Origin of the sequence: Actinoallomurus sp. NPDC052308 (genome assembly GCF_040679195.1) — a bacterium.
Classification (GTDB): domain Bacteria; phylum Actinomycetota; class Actinomycetes; order Streptosporangiales; family Streptosporangiaceae; genus Actinoallomurus; species Actinoallomurus liliacearum.
In genome coordinates, this window is sequence record NZ_JBFAUM010000001.1 from 624360 (window position 1) to 642145 (window position 17786).

Sequence of the window (17786 nt, forward strand, 5' to 3'; positions counted from 1 at the left end):
ATCCGGCTGGTGGAGGAGTTCGCGCCGGTGCTGTGGACGGAGATCACAGACCTGTCGCAGAAGTGCCTGCGCGCGACCTCGTTCCGGCGCGAGATCCCGATGCTGACCCGGGTACGGCTCCCCGTGATGCCGCTCGCCGAGATCCAGACCACCGACGGCTACGCGCGCCGGGTCCTGGACCGGATGAGCCGCGCGAGGCTCTTATCCGGTGCCCGACAGCAACTCCTGCCAGTCCGGGGCGGTGGTGAGGACGGTGAGGCGCTGGGTGGCGCGGGAGACGGCGACGTACAGCGTGCGCAGGCCCGTCCGCGCGTAGTCCGCGATCTCGCCCGGCTCGACGATCAGCGCCGCGTCGAACTCCAGGCCCTTCGCCTCGAGGGCGTCGAGGACCTGCACCCGCTCCGGCAGGCCGGGCAGGGGCGGGGCCGGGTGGCCCACCGGCAGGATGACGCCGACGGTGCCCTCGACCGCGTCGGCCAGGGCGGCGGCCTCGGCGCGCACGTTGCCGTCGAGCTCCGGAACGTGCCGGATCACCGGGCGGTGGCCCGAGGCGCGTACGGCGCGGGCCGGCCGGGCCTCGGGCACCGCCCGGGCCAGCACCCGCGCGGCCACGTCCGCGATCTCCACCGAGTTGCGGTAGTTGGTGGTCAGCTCGAACGCGTGCCGCGGCCGGCGGCCGAGCGCGGTGTCCAGCGCCTTGCGCGCGGCGGCGGAGTCCTCCCAGGCGCTCTGGGCCGGGTCGGCCACGATGGTCCAGGTGGCCGACCGGCCGCGCCTGCCCAGCATGCGCCACTGCATCGGCGACAGGTCCTGCGCCTCGTCGACGACGATGTGGGCGTACTCCACGGGCAGGTCCGCGTCGTCCTCGTCGTCGCGGCGCATCGCCTGCTCGCGGCGTTCGATGTACGTCGTGAGCTCGCGCAGCGTCGGCTCGTCGTCGTCCTCCACCTCGACGCGTTCGCCGGTGAAGACGTTGACGCCGTCGATGACGAACGGGTCCTCCGCCTTGCGCTTCCTGCCGCGCGGCGGCCGCGGCGGGGGACCCAGGATCGCGCCGACCTCGTCGAGCAGCGCGATGTCGAGGTAGGACCAGGGGCCGCGCCAGGACTCCGCGAGCAGCCGGGCCTGCCGGTCGTTGAGCGAGCGGCCGGCGGCGCGGCGCAGGCGGTCGGGGTCGGTGAGCGCGCGCAGCACGTCGGCGGGGCGGCGGACCGGCCACCAGTCGCGCAGGAACTCGACGAAGCGCCGCTCGTCGCGGACGTGCGCGGTGAACGCCGCGCGCTTCGTCCCCGGCGCGTCGTCCAGCCCGCCGACCTCGCAGAACCGCTCCCAGAGCGCGCCGAGGAGCAGGTCGGCGGCGCGGGGGTAGGCGGTGTTGACCGAGCCGTTGGCGGTGCGGTGCACCTCCCGGCGGATGCGGTCGAGGGTCTCGCGGTCCAGCGACACCACGACCCCGCGGTAGACGGTGCGGAGGATGTCCGGGCTGTCCGGCGGGGCGTCCTGTACGGCACGCCGCAGGACGCGCGTCATCATCGCGGCGCCCTTCACGCGGGCGAGCTCCGGTGCGTCGTGCGCGGCCGCCGCGGCGCCCGGGACGAGGTCGCCGAGCGAGCGCAGGGTGGCGCCGCCCTCGCCCAGGGACGGCAGCACGCGTTCGATGTACGCGGTGAAGCGCGGGTTCGGGCCGAGGATCAGCACGCCGCGCGAGCCGAACCTGCGCCGGTGCCGGAACAGCAGGTACGCCACCCGGTGCAGGGCGACGGCGGTCTTGCCGGTGCCGGGGCCGCCCTGCACGATGACGGTGCCGTCGGCGGAGGCGCGGATTACCTCGTCCTGCTCGCGCTGGATCGTGGCGACGATGTCGCGCATCGTCCCCTCCCGGCTGCGGGCCAGCGAGGCCAGGAACGCCCCGTCGCCGACGATGGTCAGATCCGGCCGGGCGTCGGGGATGAGCAGGTCGTCCTCCAGGTCGACGACCTTGCGGCCCCGGCAGTGCAGCACCCGCCGGCGTACGACGCCGCGCGGGTCCTCGGGGGTGGCGCGGTAGAAGGCCTCGGCCGCCGGAGCACGCCAGTCGATGACGAGCGAGTCGTGCTCGCTGGTGCGGACGCCGATCCGGCCGACGTACAGCGTCTCGCCGCCGACCAGGTCGAGGCGGCCGAAGACGAGGCCCTCCTCGGCGACGTCCAGCGCACGGCTGCGGACGGCCGCCTGGTGGACCATCGCGTCCCGGTCGACGAGCGAGCCCTTCGTTCCGGCCTGAGCCTGGCGGTACCCCTCCTCCAGCATCCGGCGAGCGCCTGCGCGCATCTCCTCCAGGCGTGCGTAGGCTTCGTCGACACGGGACTGTTCCGCGGCGATCTGCTCGTCCTTGACGGTCGGGACCATGGACCAATTATCGGTGCGCCGCCGCGGAACCCCGTACGCTCGGCAGTGCGTGGCACACATGGGAAGGGGTGATCACGGTCGAGTCCGCGCGGAGCCGTAGGCACATCGTCCTGAGCGTCCTGACGGCCCTGCTGACCGTGATCGTCGGTGGGGTGCTGGCCGACCATTTCGTCCTCCAGGCGGAGTGGTGGCAGGTGAACCGCACCGTCACGCACGCGCCGCAGCCGCCGCTGGCCGACCTCGGTCCGCCGGCGACGCCGGTGACCATGAGCTGGCAGCTCAGCACGCCCGTCGGCGACAGCGACCTGCCCGCCTACGACCGGGTGGCGTACGCCATCATGGACGGCCAGCTCGTCGTCGTGTCCGGGCACGGCCTCGACGTCCGGGACGCGCGTACGGGCCGGGAGCGCTGGCACTACTACCGCGCCGAGTGGTCGATGCTCGGCTGGGCGCGCACGGGACAGGTCCTCATCGCCTACCTCGAACGCACCGGGCATCGCGGCAACCGCCTCATGGTCGGCCTGGACGCGGTGCACGGCACGCTGCTGTGGCGGCAGCGGGGCGACGTGCCCGCCGCCATCGACCGGACCACGCTGCGCTGGCCGGCCGCCGGAGGAGTGGTGTTCGTCACCGAGGACGGGCGGCACACGCTGTACGGCCGGTCGGCGACGACGGGCCGGCGGCTGTGGGCCAAGCGGCTCCCGCACGGCTGCCTGCTGCCCGAGGCGGTGCCGTACGCGTCGGACAGCAGCGAGCAGATCGCCGCCTTCAGCATCGACTGCGGTGCCAGTGACCGGATCCTGGTCGTCGACCCGGTCAAGGGACGTACGGACTTCACGGTCGTCACCCGGAGCACCGCCCGTTCGGCGCTCGCGGTCGGCGGCGACGTTACGGTCGTCTTCGACGGCTCGTCGCTGCAGGCGTTCGACCAGAAGGGGCGGGTCTTCCTCGACCGCGCCGGTCAGGACCTGTGCCGCGACATGTGCCCGATGGCGGTGACCGCCGGGCATCTGCTCGTCGCCTACGAGACCGGGCGGCGGCCCGAGGACGCGACGCCGACGCGTCGCCTCGAGTCGGTGGACATCGCGTCGGGCTCGTCGTCCTGGCATCGGGACATGCCCGGTTACAGCGCCCTGTCGGTCGCGGGCGGACTGGTGTACGGGCTGCGGTCCCGGCTCGCCGATCCGCTGCTGCCCGCCGGTGTGGACGTCATCGACCCGGTCAGCGGGAACGGCACGACGGTGCCGATCCCCGTCGTCCTGCGGGCGGGCCTGGACGGCGTACGGCCCTGGCTCGCCGCGGGCGGCGGGCTGCTCTACGTCGCCGCGCCGGCCGCGCGGCCGCGTCCGTTCGGCGCGGCCAGGCTGGTGGCCTTGCGGGGCGGCGTTCGCGGTGCGGGGCCGCCGGAGCTGGCCGGCGTGCCGGCCCGTCAGTGGCCGGACGCCTGCTCCCTGCTGCCGAAGCGGGACCTGCCGCGGGGATACTCCGGCGAGCCGACGGCGGCCGCCGTCGACGGCCTGCGCGTGCCGGCCGGCTGCACGTTCCGGCCGCGTCGCGCGCGGGGACGGGCCCCCGACGGGCCGGAGCGGGAGGCCGGGGTCCTGTCGGTCACCGTGCAGTGGGTCGCTCCCGACGACGGGGCGGCCAAGGCGCTGTTCGCCGCCGCCCGTGACACGCAGAACGGCGCGCGGGACCGGGTGCGCGCCGGCAACGAGGCGTACGCGATCGGCACGTCGTCGGGCACGGTGGTGATGCGGGTCGGCCGCACGATCGTGACCGTCAGCTCCGGGCTGCCCGACACGGCGACGCGCCTGGCCGCCGTCATCGCCGCCCGTCTGCCCGCCGCCGCGTAGCGCCAGCCCGCCGCCGCGTAGCGCCAGCCCGCCGTCGCGTAGCGTCTGCCCGCCGTCGCGTGGCGCCGGCCCCCGGCCGTGTAGCCGGGCTCAGGCCACCGGGGCCTTGGACGCGTCGCGGGCCCAGTCCTCCAACTGGGCGACGAACAACCGGGCCTGCTCGGGCCAGTGGAACCGCGCGCGGGCGGCCTCGTGGCCGCGCTTGCCCATCTCGCGGCGCAGCTCCGTGTCGTCCCGCAACCGCCGGACCGCCGCCGCGGTGGCCTCGGGGTCCTCGAACGGCACGACGAGGCCGCAGCCCGCCTCCTCGACGATCCGGGCGGCGATCGGGTTCGGTGTGCTGACGACGGGGATGCCGCGTGCCATGTACTCGACGACCTTGGTGGGCATCGAGTGCCGGTAGTTCGGCGTGTCGTGCAGCAGCGACAGCCCCGCGAGGGCGCCCTCGGCCATGCGCAGCGCCCGGTCGTTCGGCACGAACCCGTACCACCGGAGGATCCCTTCCCGCTGGGCGTCGCGCAGCAGGGGCCGTACGTCGGCGTCGGCGCCGCCGATCAGGTCGAGCGTGATCCCGTCGGCGTGCACCAGCCGGGCCAGCGCGATCAGGTCGTTCACGCCGCGGGCGAAGGAGAGCTGCCCGACGTAGATGATCCGGTCGTCGCCGGGCGGGGCCGGCGGCAGGTCGGGGACGTGGGTGGTGTTCGGCACCACCGGGTGTGGAAGGCGGAACCGGTCACGGTACCCCTCCTCCGCCAGCAGCAGCTTCAGCCGGCGTTCGGCGCGGCGCTCGATCCGGCGCACGGCGAACCGCAGCGGGACGCGCAGCGGCGCGGGCAGCCAGCCCTTGGCGCCCAGGGCGGCGGCGGTGTCCTCGTGCACGTCCCAGACGGTGCGCGAGCGGAGCCGGTGCGGCACCGCGAGCAGCAGCTCGGGGTCGTGCAGCAGGAGGATGTCGGCGTCCTTCGCGTGCCTGGCGAGGACGCGCCGCGCCGTCCGCAACGCGTGCAGCCGGTTCCGGCCGGTCGCGCGCGGGACATCGAGCGGATCGATCTCGGGCCAGGGCGTCACATTACAGGTCCGGAACGGCGCCACATAGGTGACGTCGTGGCCGGCGTCCAAAAGCGCGCGGATCTGCCGGTGCAGAATTCGCGCGTCCTCTGGATGGTGCACGACGGTGCACACGAAAATCCGCATTGTTCTCACTTCGCCGAGAGTCTCGCGGGCGCGGAAGAATGTTCGGTGAATTCCACGAGGCCATCAGGTCACAGCAATTCGACGCGTTCGGCGGCCGTTTCCTCGAGGCGGCGTGTGGCGCCCCGGGTGTCGAACAGCAGCCGCGCGTGCCGGGTGAGGCTCTCCGGGTCGTACTCCCGGTGGTCGGTGAGGACGATCACGAGGTCGGCCTCCGCGAGCCCCGTGTACAGCACGCGGGCGCGCGGCACCGGTTCGCCGTCGACCTCCCAGCTCTCGACGTGCGGGTCGTGGAAGCTCAGGTCGGCGCCCATCTTCCGCAGCCGCCGGGCGACCGGGCGGGCCGGCGACTCGCGCTGGTCGGCGATGTCGGGCTTGTACGTGACGCCGAGGACGAGCACCTTGGCGCCCTTCATCGCCAGGCCCTCGCGGTTGAGCAGGGACTGCGCGCGCTCGACGACGTACCGGGGCATCCGGTCGTTGATCTCCTGGGCCAGTTCGACGAACCGGAACGGGTAGCCGAGGGACCGCACCTTGTACGACAGGTAGTTCGGGTCGATCGGGATGCAGTGCCCGCCGACGCCGGGGCCGGGGTAGAAGGCCTGGAAGCCGAACGGCTTGGTGGCGGCGCAGGCGATCGAGTCCCACAGGTCGATGCCCAGCTCGTTGCAGAACACCGCCATCTCGTTGACCAGGGCGATGTTGACGTGCCGGTAGGTGTTCTCCAGGAGCTTGGCCATCTCGGCCTCGCGGGTGCCCTTGGCCTGCACGACGTGGTCGACGAACTTGCCGTAGAACGCGGCGGCGGCGTGCGCGCAGGACGGCGTGAGGCCACCGACGATCTTCGGGGTGTTGCGGACGCCGTACACCGGGTTGCCCGGGTCGATCCGCTCCGGGGAGAAGGCCAGGTGGAAGTCCTCGCCGGCGACCAGGCCGGACTCCTCCAGGATCGGCCGGACGACCTCGTCGGTGGTGCCCGGGTAGGTCGTCGACTCCAGCACCACGAGCGTGCCGGGGTCCAGGTGCCGCGCGACCGTCTGGGCGGCGGCCCGGACGGCCGTCAGGTCCGGGCCGCCGTCGGTCGACAGCGGCGTGGGCACGCAGATCACGATGGTGCGCGCACCGTCGAGGATGTCCTCGTCCCGTGAGGGCGTGAACCCGGCGGCGAGCATGTGCTCGACGTCCTCGGCGCTCACGTCGTCGACGTGGGACAGGCCGGCCTTGAGCCCGGCGACGACACGGGCGTCGCGGTCCAGCCCGCCGACCCGGAGGCCGGCGCGGCCGGCCTCCCGCACGAGCGGGAGGCCGACGTAGCCAAGTCCGATGACCACCAGATCCACCAGTGGCTCCCTTCAGGATGCTGCGGAGGCGATGTCCCGGTAGGCGCCGAGACAGCGGGCCGTGACGGCCCGCCAGGTGCGGTTCGCCGCGACCCATTTCCGGGCCGCCTGACCGATTTCGCCGCGTAGCTTCGGACTGTAAATGAGCTGGTCCAGGCAATTCGCCCAAGCTTCCGGGTCTTCTGGAAGAGTTAACGTGCCGGTCACGCCCGGTTCGATGATTTCGCGGAGCGCTTTGACATCACTTGCTATTACTGGGAGTCCCCCTGCCATCGCCTCCAGCGGTTTCAGCGGAGTCACCAACTGGCACACCCGGTCCGCTCTCCGCGGGACCGCGAAAACATCGAGGACTGCGTGATACCGACGTACCTGATCGACCGGCACCCGGCCGGTGAAGATCGCCGGGACCTTGAGCTCGGCGGCGCGGCGCTCGAGCGCCGGCCGCTCGGGGCCGTCGCCGACGAGCAGGAGCGTGAAGTCGCGCCGCAGCGCCGCCGCCTCGATGAGCGTGTCGATGCCCTCGAAGCCGTAGAACGTCGAGGTGAGCCCGACGACGACGTCGCCCTCGGCGATGCCGAGGTCGGCGCGGAGCTTCCCGCCGTCCGGCAGGGGAGCGAGGAAGCTGTCGTCGACGGCGTTCGGCACGACCAGCACGTCGCCGACGCCGCCGCGCCCCTGGATCTCGGCCCGCATCGCCTCGCCGAGCGTCACCACCAGGTCGGCGTCGCGCATCCGGGCGGTCTCCAGCTCGCGGGTGAGCCGGTAGAACTCATCGCCCGTCGAGCGCGCCGGGTCCCGCGACAGCCAGGAGTCCTCCAGGAAGCCGCGCACCTCGTACACCACCGGCAGGCCGTACCTGCGGCGCAGCTCCAGCGCGACGGCCGCGTTGAGGTGGTTGCCGGCCGCGTGCAGCACCGACGGGCGGAGCTCCTCGACGAGGCGTCCGGCCAGGTCGGCGGCCTTGCTCACCTCACGCACCGGCCCGCGCGGCGGCGTCCACGGCAGCAGCCGGTGGTAGGGAATCCCGTCCACCTCGCACCGCGCCCGCGCGTCCCGGACGCCCTGGGTCAGCGGGTAGCCGAGCCGCGTCACGACGTGCGGGTCCAGGCCCAGCTCGCGCTGCGCGGACACGATGCGGTGCGTCCGCACGGTGTACCCGGCCTGCGTGCGCGGCAGCGCGTTCGTGACCAGGTGCAGCACCGTCATCCGGTCGCCGTCCGGCCGGGGCGCCTGGCGGTGGTCTCGGGACTTGACCTGAGCGGCGTCGGCGAGCAGCGCGCGCAGGTCCCGGTTCTCCCGGTCGGCGCGCTGCGGGGCCGGTGCGGCGAGCGCGCGGAACCGCGTGCGCACGCGCCCGGGTGCCGCGCGGAGCGCCAGCCGTACGGCCAGCCGGACCGCACGGCGGGGATCGGCGATCGCGTGCCGCCACGCGAGCACCGTTCCAAAGAAGAGCATCTTCGCCACCTGCATGGCGGGCGAGGTTAGGGATCGTTCGTGAACGAAAGGGAAACGCAACTGTGATCGCGCATGTCCTCGGCGCCCGGCCGAACTTCGTCAAGGCGGCGCCGGTGATCGCCGCGCTGTCCTCGACGGGCCGCGAGCAGCGGGTGATCCACACGGGCCAGCACTACGACGAGCGCATGTCGGAGGTGTTCTTCCGCGACCTCGGCCTGCCCGAACCCGACGTGAACCTGGAGGTCGGGTCCGGCAGTCACGCCGCCCAGACCGCCGCGATCATGGTGGCGCTGGAGAAGGAGTTCATCGAGCGTTCACCCGAGCTCGTCATGGTGTACGGCGACGTGAACTCCACCATCGCCGCCGCCCTCGTCGCGGCCAAGCTGCGCATCCCGGTCGCCCACGTGGAGGCGGGGCTGCGCAGCTTCGACATGACCATGCCCGAAGAGGTCAACCGCCGCCTCGTCGACCAGCTGTCCGACCTGTGCCTCGTCACCAGCCCGGAGGCCGTCGGCCATCTCGCGGCCGAGGGCGTGAAGGTCGAGCGGATCCACTTCGTGGGCAACCCGATGATCGACACGCTGCTCGCGAATCTGGACCAGTTCGACACCGAGGCCGTGCGGCGGGCGTACGACCTGCCCGCGCGGTACGTCGTCGCGACACTGCACCGGCCCGCGAACGTCGACGACCCGGAGATCGCGGCGGGCCTGGTCAAGCGGCTGCACGAGATCGCCGAGCTGGTGGACGTCGTCATGCCGGTGCACCCGCGCGGCCGGAAGGTGCTCACCGAGGCCGGCCTGGACGCGCACCCGCGCGTGCGGCTGCTCGAACCGCTCGGCTACGTCGAGTTCGTGGCGGCCGTACGCGGAGCGGCGGCGGTCGTCACCGACTCCGGCGGCGTGCAGGAGGAGACGACGATCCTCGGCGTCCCGTGCCTGACGCTCCGGCCCAACACCGAGCGGCCGATCACGATCACGCACGGCACCAACCGGCTCGTCACCGCCGATGACGTCGTTCCGGCGGTCACCGAGGCGCTGGCGGCCGACCACGGGGGCCGGGAGCACCCGCCGCTGTGGGACGGCCACGCCGGCCCGCGCATCGCCCGCGTCGTGGAGGGGTGGCTCGGTGGCTGACCGGCAGGTGGCCCGGCTGAAGGCGGCGCTGGCCGACCGGGAGGCGCGGGTCCAGATCCTCGAGGCGCGGGTCGCCGCTCTGGAGGGCTCCACGTCCCTCAAGGTCGGCCGGGCCGTCACCGACGCGGCCCGCAGGCCCGGCAAGGGCGTCGTCCAGCTGCCGCGTGAGCTGTACCGCATGTGGCGGCACCGCGGCGCGCCGAACGTCGTGACGTCCGTGGACGCCCGCGAACGCCCGATGTTCACCGCGCGCGACGAGGACCGGCTGATCGCGGCGGCGCCCGCGACCGGTCTCGTGGTCGCCGGCGTGCTCGGCCCGGCCGCCGCCGAGGCCCTGGCGGACGTCGCGCACGTCGTGCCGCTGATGCCGCACGACGCGGCCCTCGTCCTCGACACGACCGACGTCGACCTGGTGATCGTCGACGCCGCCGCCGGGGCGCCCGGCGGGCCGTGGGCCTACCTGGGCGTCCCGGGCGTTCCCGACCGTGACCGGGCGCTCCTCGCCCTGATGAGCGTCGCCCACGACCGGGGCCGTCCCGTCGTGCTGGCCGGCTCCGCCCCGGCCATCGCCGGGTTCGGCTGGGACGCGACCGTGCCGCCCGGCACGCCGATCGCCGACGCGCTGCCCGGCCTGTGCGCCCGGTTCGGCATCGAAGAACTCTCATGATCCTGCGAGAAGGAGAACGCGTGCGCGCTCTCGTGTACGGCGACGTCGATCTCAACCTCATCGACGGGTCGGCGATCTGGGCCCAGGGGATGGTGCAGGCGCTGCGGCTCGCCGGCGTCGAGGTGACCTTCGTCCTCAAGGCCCCGGTGCGGACCGCGCGCCTCGTCGAGCCGCTGGAGAAGCTGGCCGGGGTGACCGTACGCCGGCGGCCGGACGAGGCGACCACGCCGCTGACCGTCGAGGAGGCGGCCGGGCTGCTCACCGAGCTCGACGCCGAGCGGCCGTACGACCTGATCGTCGTGCGCGGGAAGCGGCTGGCCGTGCGACTGACCGCGACGCCCCTGGCCGGGCGGCTGTGGACGTACCTCACCGACGTGCCGCAGACCGTCGCCGACCTGGACGGGAGGACGCGCGGCGAGCTGGCGGCGGTCGCCAAGGCGTCCCGGTTCCTGCTTTGCCAGACCGAGGAGCTGCGCTGCCACCTGGAAGGGGTGCTGCACAAGGCGACGGGCAAGTGCGTGCTGTTCCCGCCGGTCGTCGCCCTCCCCGAGGGCCTCGAACCGGCGGCGGAGCGCGCGCCCGGCAGGCCGCTGCGGCTGGTCTACACCGGCAAGTTCGCGCCGCGCTGGAATACCTACGAGATGACCGCGCTGCCGCGCAGGCTGGCCGCCCGGCAGACCGACGCCGAGCTGCACATGATCGGCGACAAGATCCACCACGACAGGAAGGACCCGGGCTTCTCCCGCCGCATGCGCGTGGCCCTGGAGTCCACGCCCGGTCTGACCTGGCACGGCGGCCACCCGCGCGCCGAGGCGATGCGGGTGTCGGCCGGCTGCGACGTCGGGCTGTCCTGGCGCCACCCGGAGCTCGACGCGAGCCTGGAGCTGTCCACCAAGGTCCTGGAGATGGGGGCGCTCGGCCTGCCGGTGGTCCTCAACCGCACCCCGATGCACGAGAACCTCCTCGGCGCGGACTATCCGCTGTTCGCCGCGACCGAGGACGACGTCGTCGACGTGCTCGCGGACGTGACCGACCCGGAGGTGTACGCGCTCGCCCGCCGCCGGTGCCTCGACGCCGCACGGGCGTTCACCCTCGACGCGGCGGCCGGCCGGCTCCGTACGTACCTGGGGCAGGCGTTCCCCCCGCCGCTGCGAGCCGACGGGGCCGGGCGCAAGACGCGGATCGTCGTGGCCGGGCACGACCTGAAGTTCTTCACCCGGCTGCTCGACCACATCGGCGCGCTCCCGGACGTCGAGGTGCGCGTCGACCGCTGGCCCGCCCTCGGCACGCACGACCCGGAGGTCAGCACGGAGCTGGCCGAGTGGGCCGATGTGATCATCTGCGAGTGGTGCGGCCCGAACGCCGTCTGGTACAGCGAGTGGCGCAAGAAGCACGGCCGCCCGGACCAGCGCCTGATCGTCCGGCTGCACCGCTTCGAGCTGTACGGCGCGTGGCCGGGACGGCTGGACATCGACCTGATCGACCAGGTCGTCTGCGTCAGCCCGTCGTACGCGGAGCTGACGCGCAAGATGACCGGCTGGCCCGCCGAGAAGATCACCGTGATCCCCAACTGGGTGGACGTCGCGCAGTTCGACCGCGCCAAGCTGCCCGGCGCCCGGTTCCACCTCGGCATGATCGGGATCGCGCCGTGGCGCAAGCGCCTCGACCTGGCCGTGGACGTTCTGGAGGAGCTGCGCCGGCAGGACCCGCGGTTCACGCTGTTCGTGAAGTCGAAGCTGCCCTGGGACCTGCCGTGGATCTGGAACCGCACGGAGGAGCGGGAGGCGTTCGAGGCGCTGTTCCGGCGGATCCGGCGGTCGCCGCTGCTCGCGCGCTCGGTCGTCTTCGACCCGGCCGGGCCGGACGTCGCCGCGTGGCTGCGCCGCGTCGGCTTCGTGCTGTCCACCAGCGACGACGAGAGCTTCCACCTGGCGCCGGCCGAGGGCATGGCGTCCGGGGCGGTGCCCGCGCTGCTCGGCTGGCCGGGCGCGGACACCATCTACGACCGGCGCTGGATCCACGAGTCGCCGGCCGCGATGGCGCGGGGGATCGCCGCGATGGTCGCGGAGGGCCGGTGGGACGAGGAGAGGGCGCAGGCCCACGCGGAGGTCACGCGGTCCTACGCCCTCGATCTCGTCGGCGAGCGGTGGGTGGAGTTGCTCAGGCCCTCCTCGGCCGCCGCAGCGGCACGAACGCCCACGACATATCCGGCTCAAGCGCCCAGTGCATGACCTTGCGCACCGGCGGGGTGCAGAGCAGCGTCGCCACCACCGCGCCGGTCGCCGCGGTCACCAGCACGCCCGGGATGGTGTGCAGGAACGACACGTCGTACCAGCCCATGTACTCCATCAGCTTCGTGAGGAAGCCGTGCAGCAGGTAGGCGTACAGCGTGGCGCCGCCGAGGCCGGTGAACCACGTCTGCTTGGCCGGCACCATGGTCAGGAACGCCGCCACCAGGATGGTCGCCGCGATCATCAGGCCCAGGCGCATGCCCGTGCCCGTGAGGTTGTTCACGTGCATGTGGGCGTTGGGGCTGCGCCAGTACACCCACTCGGTCGTCATGTGGCGGTCGGCGACGAGGAAGGTGAAGACGAACCCGAACAGGAGCGTCAGCGCCCCCAGCACGCGGGCCTTGGTCTGCTTGAGCAGGTCGAAGTGCTCCTGCTTGAGCATGAGGCCCAGGACGTAGAACGGCACGAGGCCGAACGTGCGGTGCATCTCGAGCTCGTCCGGCAGGTCGCTCATGCCCGACAGCAGGGAGATGATCAGGGCCACCAGCACCGGCCAGCGGATCTGCTGCCACACCGGCGTGGACAGGCGCCACAGGAACAGCGCCATCAGGAACCAGGTGAGGTAGTACGGGTCGAGCAGGCTGATCTGGAAGGCGGAGTGGCCGACCGCCCAGTGGTACGTGGAGTACGCCGTCTCGAAGACGATGTACGGCACGCCCAGGTTGGTGATCAGCTTGCGGGCCTTGCCGCCGGAGAACGTGAAGTTCCGGGAGAAGTAGCCGGTGATCACGATGAACACCGGCATGTGGAACGTGTAGACGAACAGGTACAGGGCATGCGCGAACCGGACGTCGCGCAGGTTGACGATCGAGTGGCCCATCACGACCAGGACGATCGCCAGGAACTTGGCGTTGTCGAAGAACGGGTCCCGCCGGCGGCGCGCGCGGGGTGCGGGCACGGCGGGCAGCGCGGGGGAGACGGCGTACAGGTCGGGGATCGTTGGCGGGGACGACGACGGGTAATGGGCGTAGTTCGCGGTCGGCGAGGTCATCGATTCCAGGAAGTGGAGGCGGAGTTCCGGACCCCGGGGGTAACACGGGGCTCAGAAACGACCATACCGACACTCGGAGGCACACGCAGGACAACGGCCGAGCTATGAGGAACCTCTCAGGAACGGCGCGGACCGGCGGGTCTAGGACTTGTCCGAGCAGACGTCGGCGGCGGCGTTCACCGCTCCGGCGGCGCTCGAGGAGGGGATCTCGGCCGACTGCGCGCTCTTCAGCCCCTGCCAGTCGGGGCCCAGGACGAGGTCCACGGTCCCGGCCGGAGTGTCCTGTCCGGCGACCGGCTTGGCGTTCGGGACGACCTGGGCCAGGGCGGCGGCCTGCTGGTCGGCGCCGGTGCCGTAGCGCACCTCGGTCGCGCTCGGCTTCGTGCCGGTCAGGGTGCCGACCTTGACCACCTGGTAGCCGCGCGCCTTGAGCTGGTCCCCGGCCCGTCCGGCGAGCCCGGGGGTCGCCGTGCCGTTGAGGACCTCGACCTTCACCTGCGCCGGCGGGATCTTCACCTTCTTGGTGGCGGCCTGGGCCTGCACCTGGTTGTCGTTGCGGATCGCGGCGAACAGGTTGTCCGCGTCCGGCTGCCGCCACGCGATGCGGTTGGGGTCGGGGGCGTACGCCCCCCAGGGCACGGTGATGAACTGCACCTTGCCGGCCGACATCCCCTGCACGCTGCCGGCGACCTTCTTCATCTCGTCGATGGTGAAGTCCTTGTCGGTGGTGACCGACTTGGTGGCGGCGTCGAGGAAGCTCAGCAGCTTCGACGGGTTGGTCAGCGTGCCGTTGCTCGTGGCCTTCTTCACGACGGCGCCGAGGAACTTCTGCTGGCGCTTGATGCGGTCCGTGTCGGAGCCGTCGCCGAGGCCGTGGCGCATGCGGACGTAGGCCAGCGCCTGCTCGCCCTTGACGACGTGCCGCCCCGCGGACAGGTACAGCTTGCTGCTCTTGTCGGCGACACGCTTGGGGAGGCAGATCTCGACGCCGTTGAGGGCGTCCACGACCCGCTTGAACCCGGAGAAGTCGACCTTGACGAAGTGGTCGATACGGATCTTCGTCAGCGACTCGAGGGTCCGGATCGTGCAGGCGGCGCCGCCGTTGTTGAACGACGAGTTGATCATGGCGACGCTCTGCGCGGGGATGGTGCGGCCGCTGCTCGTCTTGCAGGAGGGGATCGGCACCATCGAGTCCCGGGGGAAGCTGATGCCGACGGCCTTCTTCCCGCCGGGGGACAGGTGCAGCAGGATCATCGTGTCGGAGCGTTCGCCGACGTCCCTGCCGTACTTGGCGTTCGCGCCGTTCCGCTGGTCCGAGCCGATGAGCAGGACGTTCAGCGCGTTGTTGAGCTTGGGCGGGCGCTTGCCGCCCAGCTGGGCGGCGACGTCCTCGTGCTTGATGTTGCCTTCGAGCTTCCGGTAGGCCGCGTAGGCGGCCAGGCTCGTGCCGACGAGGACCACCGCCATCCCGATGGACGCCCAGCCGATCACGCGCCACCAGATCCCCCGCTTCGGCGGGGGACCGGACGCATGGTCCTGGTCCAGGTAGTCGTAGTCGCTGATCATCGGCCCCATCGGCTCGGCATTAATCCATGTAACGGGCGATCCGGTCAGATCACGGATGTCACATGTTCTACTGAGATTCGGCGTTCCAAACCTGTCCTGTCGAGGTTTTGGCAGATTATTACTGATCCCCCCGAGGTCAAAGGCCCCAGCAGACCTTTCAGGAGACCCTCAGGTGTGTCGAAGCCCACAGTAGTGAGCACCCGGCTGCTCTCCGGCGTGCCCAACGCGCGGGCCTCGGCGAGGAGTTCCGTCCCCGTCAGGGTCCGCCCGGCGAACTCCACCACCGGGGCGCCGGCATCGAGGACGCCGCCGGGGAAACGGTCGCCGTACGCGCGCACCTCCACCGCGTAGTCGATGACGCCCGGCGGGCACTCCGCCAGCGGCGCGCCGAGCGAGTCCAGGGACAGCCCGACGACGTCGGCGGCCGAGCGCGCGGCCTCGGCCAGCCGGGCGGGCTCCGCCGCTACGATGTCGGCGTCGCCCGGGATGGCGCCGTCGCCGACCGGCACCGCCGTCAGCCCGGCCGACCAGCATGCGAACAGCCAGACGGCGGTCTGCCAATGCCCCGGAAGGGCGAGGGCCACCCGTCCGGACGGTACCGCACCGAGTCCGTCGACCAGGAGGTTCGCGGTCTTGGCCACCCAGTTGTCGAACGTCTTCACCGACAGTTCGACGCGATCGCCGGTGGCGTCGTCGTAGAAGGTGACGAGCGGACGGGACGGGTCGGCGGCCAGGGCCCCGCGCAGGAGCTCAACGGGATGTGACATGAAAGTGAAGATTACGGCCACCCGGCCGTCAGGCTCGCGCGGCCGTTACTCTCCGGACTCGATGGACGACAACGACGGAGGTTCCGGAGCATCCCGGGCGGACCTCCTCCTCGCCCGGGTCACCGTCATCCCGGCCCTGCTCCTGGCCTCCTGGCTGGCGGTCGCCCTGCCGCTGCTGATGGCGGGGATCTTCCGGCCCTGGGCGGCGATCCCGCTGTACGTACCGGTGGCGGCGGTCACGCTCAGGTTCGGCCTGCGGGCCGTGCGGCCCACCGGCCTGGCGATGGGCCGGGCCTCCTGGCGGCCGGTGGCGTGGCTCCTCGTGATCGCGGCGGCGTTCGGCGCGCTGCAGCTCGTGATGTGCTCCCAGCAGATCGTCGTGCGCCGCGACCCGGCGTCGTACTTCAACTTCGCGACCTGGCTGGCGGGCCACGGCTCGCTGCCGATCCCGCAGATGCGGTGGGCGTTCGGCGGCGGGGACGGCGCGCTGACGTACGGCAGCCCGGCGTTCTACCAGCGCGGCGGCGTGCTGGTCCCGCAGTTCATGGCCGGGATGCCGCTGACCGTCACGCCGGGCGGCTGGCTCGGCGGCCCGTACGCGACGCTGGCGATGATGCCGCTGGTCGGCGCGCTGGCCCTGATCTCGTTCGCGGGTCTGGCCGCCCGGCTGATCGGCTCGCGCTGGGCGCCCGTCGCGGCGCTGGCGCTCGGGCTGACCTGGCCGATGATGATGATCTCCCGGTCGATCTACAGCGAGACGGGCGCGCTGATCCTCATGTTGGGCGGCGTGTCCCTCACGCTCGACGCCGTGCGCGCGGGCCGCCGCCTGCCGGCGCTGCTCGGCGGGCTGGCGCTGGGGCTGACGATCCTCGTGCGCATCGACGGGGTGCGCGACGTGCTGCCGGTGGTGGCGTTCGCGGGGCTGCTGCTCGCGCTGCGGCGGCGCGTCGGCCTCCCGCTGCTGGCGGGCCTGACGGTCGGCGTCGGCGCGGGACTGCTCGAGGGCTTCGTGATGTCCCGGCCCTACCTGCACTACCTGGGCGCGTCGCTGTATCCGCTACTGCTCATCGCGCTCGCGGTGGTCGTGGCCTCGGCGGTCGCGAGCCTGGCGATCCGCCGCTGGGGGCTGCCGGACCTCACACGGTTCCGGCTGCCGGACCTGGCGGTCCCGGCGACCTTCGCGATGCTGGCCTTCTTCGCCGCCCGCCCGATGCTCCAGACCGTGCGCCGGGTGCCGAACAACCCCGACGACCGGGTCAACGCCTCCTTCATCGCCGCCCTGCAGCGGTCCCAGAACCTGCCGCTCGACCCGAACCGCCAGTACTCGGAGCTGAGCCTGCACTGGGTGGCCTGGTACATCGGGATCCCCGCCGTCCTGCTGGCCGCCGTGGGCGCCGCGGTGGTCCTGCGCGACCTGCTGCGGCGGCGCCGCACCGCCTGGCTCCTGCCGTACGCGCTGATCGTCTGGACGACGGTGGCGACCCTCTGGCGGCCTGGCATCACGCCCGACCATCCGTGGGCGAGCCGCCGCCTCATCGGCATGGTGATCCCCGGCCTGCTCCTGCTCGCGCTGTGGGCCGTCGCCTGGGGGGCGCGCCACGTACGGCGGTTCCGCCCCGGCCGCGCGGCCACGGCCGGCGTGGCGGTCGTGGGCGCGCTGATGATCCTGGTGCCGACCGCGTGGGCCTCGGCGCCGATGGCCGTGACGCGGACCGAGGAGCGCGAGGTGTCCCAGGCGCAGGCGATGTGCCGGGCCATCGGCCCGAACGCCTCGGTGCTCTTCATCGAACGCGTCACCGGCGACCGGTTCGCCCAGCTCATCCGCGGGATGTGCGGCACGCCCACCGCCCGCGTGCGCATCGCCGCCGGGTTCAAGACCGCACCGGAGAAGGACGTGCGGCGGGTGATCCAGAAGGTCGTCGCGGCCGGCCGTCGCCCGGTGCTGCTGGGCGCCGACTCCGTCGACGTGGAGGCGTACGGCCAGGCCAGGCGGGTCTTCCACGTCCACACCCGCCGGGACGCCAGCACCCTGGTGTCGGCCCCCCGGGGCACGTGGTCGCTGACGATCAACGTCTGGATGACCGATCCCGTGTACAGAGGGTGAACGTTGCGTACGCTTGGAACCGTGCACCGGAGCGGGCGAC

At 72.5% G+C, this 17786-nt stretch carries 12 protein-coding genes; 5 read left to right on the forward strand and 7 right to left on the reverse strand.

The window, feature by feature from the left end; genetic code table 11:
- Positions 1-201 precede the first annotated feature (201 nt).
- Entirely contained in the window at positions 202-2388 is a 2187-nt protein-coding gene (locus tag AB0L00_RS03275; RefSeq protein ID WP_364427620.1) for a UvrD-helicase domain-containing protein, read from the reverse strand.
- A gap of 68 nt (positions 2389-2456) precedes the next feature.
- On the opposite strand from AB0L00_RS03275, the gene AB0L00_RS03280 reads away from it, so the two are divergent.
- Entirely contained in the window at positions 2457-4241 is a 1785-nt protein-coding gene (locus tag AB0L00_RS03280) for a PQQ-binding-like beta-propeller repeat protein (protein WP_364427622.1), read from the forward strand.
- Between the two features lie 90 nt (positions 4242-4331).
- On the opposite strand, the gene AB0L00_RS03285 is transcribed toward AB0L00_RS03280, so the two are convergent.
- From AB0L00_RS03285 to AB0L00_RS03295, 3 genes are all read right to left on the reverse strand, one after another.
- Positions 4332-5435, reverse strand: a complete 1104-nt coding sequence (locus tag AB0L00_RS03285) for a glycosyltransferase (RefSeq protein ID WP_364427625.1) — start codon at positions 5433-5435, stop codon at positions 4332-4334.
- 68 nt (positions 5436-5503) lie between these two features.
- Positions 5504-6772, reverse strand: a complete 1269-nt coding sequence (locus tag AB0L00_RS03290) for a nucleotide sugar dehydrogenase (protein ID WP_364427627.1) — start codon at positions 6770-6772, stop codon at positions 5504-5506.
- A 12-nt stretch (positions 6773-6784) separates the two neighbouring features.
- On the reverse strand, positions 6785-8242 hold the full coding sequence (locus AB0L00_RS03295; protein ID WP_364427630.1) for a glycosyltransferase family 4 protein: 1458 nt from the start codon (positions 8240-8242) through the stop codon (positions 6785-6787).
- Between the two features lie 50 nt (positions 8243-8292).
- Between AB0L00_RS03295 and wecB the strand changes: the two genes are divergently transcribed.
- The 3 genes from wecB to AB0L00_RS03310 are packed head-to-tail and all read left to right on the forward strand — an operon-like array spanning position 8293 to position 12258.
- On the forward strand, positions 8293-9360 hold the full coding sequence (gene wecB / locus AB0L00_RS03300; RefSeq protein WP_364428983.1) for a UDP-N-acetylglucosamine 2-epimerase (non-hydrolyzing): 1068 nt from the start codon (positions 8293-8295) through the stop codon (positions 9358-9360).
- Entirely contained in the window at positions 9353-10027 is a 675-nt protein-coding gene (locus AB0L00_RS03305; protein WP_345353348.1) for a hypothetical protein, read from the forward strand. Before wecB ends, AB0L00_RS03305 begins: the two co-directional genes overlap by 8 nt.
- Positions 10024-12258: a glycosyltransferase gene (locus tag AB0L00_RS03310; RefSeq protein WP_364427633.1), complete on the forward strand. Its 2235-nt coding sequence runs from the start codon at positions 10024-10026 to the stop codon at positions 12256-12258. The genes AB0L00_RS03305 and AB0L00_RS03310 overlap by 4 nt, the downstream gene beginning before the upstream one ends.
- Here AB0L00_RS03310 and AB0L00_RS03315 read toward each other — a convergent pair.
- The 3 genes from AB0L00_RS03315 to AB0L00_RS03325 all read right to left on the reverse strand — a co-directional run bounded on the left by AB0L00_RS03315 (position 12188) and on the right by AB0L00_RS03325 (position 15642).
- Positions 12188-13309, reverse strand: a complete 1122-nt coding sequence (locus AB0L00_RS03315) for an acyltransferase family protein (protein ID WP_364427636.1) — start codon at positions 13307-13309, stop codon at positions 12188-12190. The two genes, AB0L00_RS03310 and AB0L00_RS03315, sit on opposite strands and share 71 nt — an antisense overlap.
- Before the next feature lie 141 nt (positions 13310-13450).
- Positions 13451-14875 (reverse strand): LCP family protein, encoded by a 1425-nt coding sequence (locus AB0L00_RS03320; RefSeq protein WP_364427639.1) that lies wholly within the window; start codon positions 14873-14875, stop codon positions 13451-13453.
- Positions 14876-14919: 44 nt separating this feature from the next.
- Positions 14920-15642, reverse strand: a complete 723-nt coding sequence (locus AB0L00_RS03325) for a TIGR03089 family protein (protein ID WP_364427642.1) — start codon at positions 15640-15642, stop codon at positions 14920-14922.
- A 61-nt stretch (positions 15643-15703) separates the two neighbouring features.
- On the opposite strand from AB0L00_RS03325, the gene AB0L00_RS03330 reads away from it, so the two are divergent.
- On the forward strand, positions 15704-17746 hold the full coding sequence (locus AB0L00_RS03330; RefSeq protein WP_364427645.1) for a hypothetical protein: 2043 nt from the start codon (positions 15704-15706) through the stop codon (positions 17744-17746).
- The last annotated feature ends 40 nt before the right edge of the window (positions 17747-17786 follow it).

Bases quoted from the DNA above. Each gene is read 5' to 3' on its own strand.
- AB0L00_RS03275 (WP_364427620.1), bottom strand. From the start codon at position 2,388: ATGGTCCCGACCGTCAAGGACGAGCAGATCGCCGCGGAACAGTCCCGT.
- AB0L00_RS03285 (WP_364427625.1), bottom strand. From the start codon at position 5,435: ATGCGGATTTTCGTGTGCACCGTCGTGCACCATCCAGAGGACGCGCGA.
- AB0L00_RS03295 (WP_364427630.1), bottom strand. From the start codon at position 8,242: ATGCAGGTGGCGAAGATGCTCTTCTTTGGAACGGTGCTCGCGTGGCGG.
- AB0L00_RS03310 (WP_364427633.1), top strand. From the start codon at position 10,024: ATGATCCTGCGAGAAGGAGAACGCGTGCGCGCTCTCGTGTACGGCGAC.
- AB0L00_RS03315 (WP_364427636.1), bottom strand. From the start codon at position 13,309: ATGACCTCGCCGACCGCGAACTACGCCCATTACCCGTCGTCGTCCCCG.
- AB0L00_RS03320 (WP_364427639.1), bottom strand. From the start codon at position 14,875: ATGATCAGCGACTACGACTACCTGGACCAGGACCATGCGTCCGGTCCC.
- AB0L00_RS03325 (WP_364427642.1), bottom strand. From the start codon at position 15,642: ATGTCACATCCCGTTGAGCTCCTGCGCGGGGCCCTGGCCGCCGACCCG.
- AB0L00_RS03330 (WP_364427645.1), top strand. From the start codon at position 15,704: ATGGACGACAACGACGGAGGTTCCGGAGCATCCCGGGCGGACCTCCTC.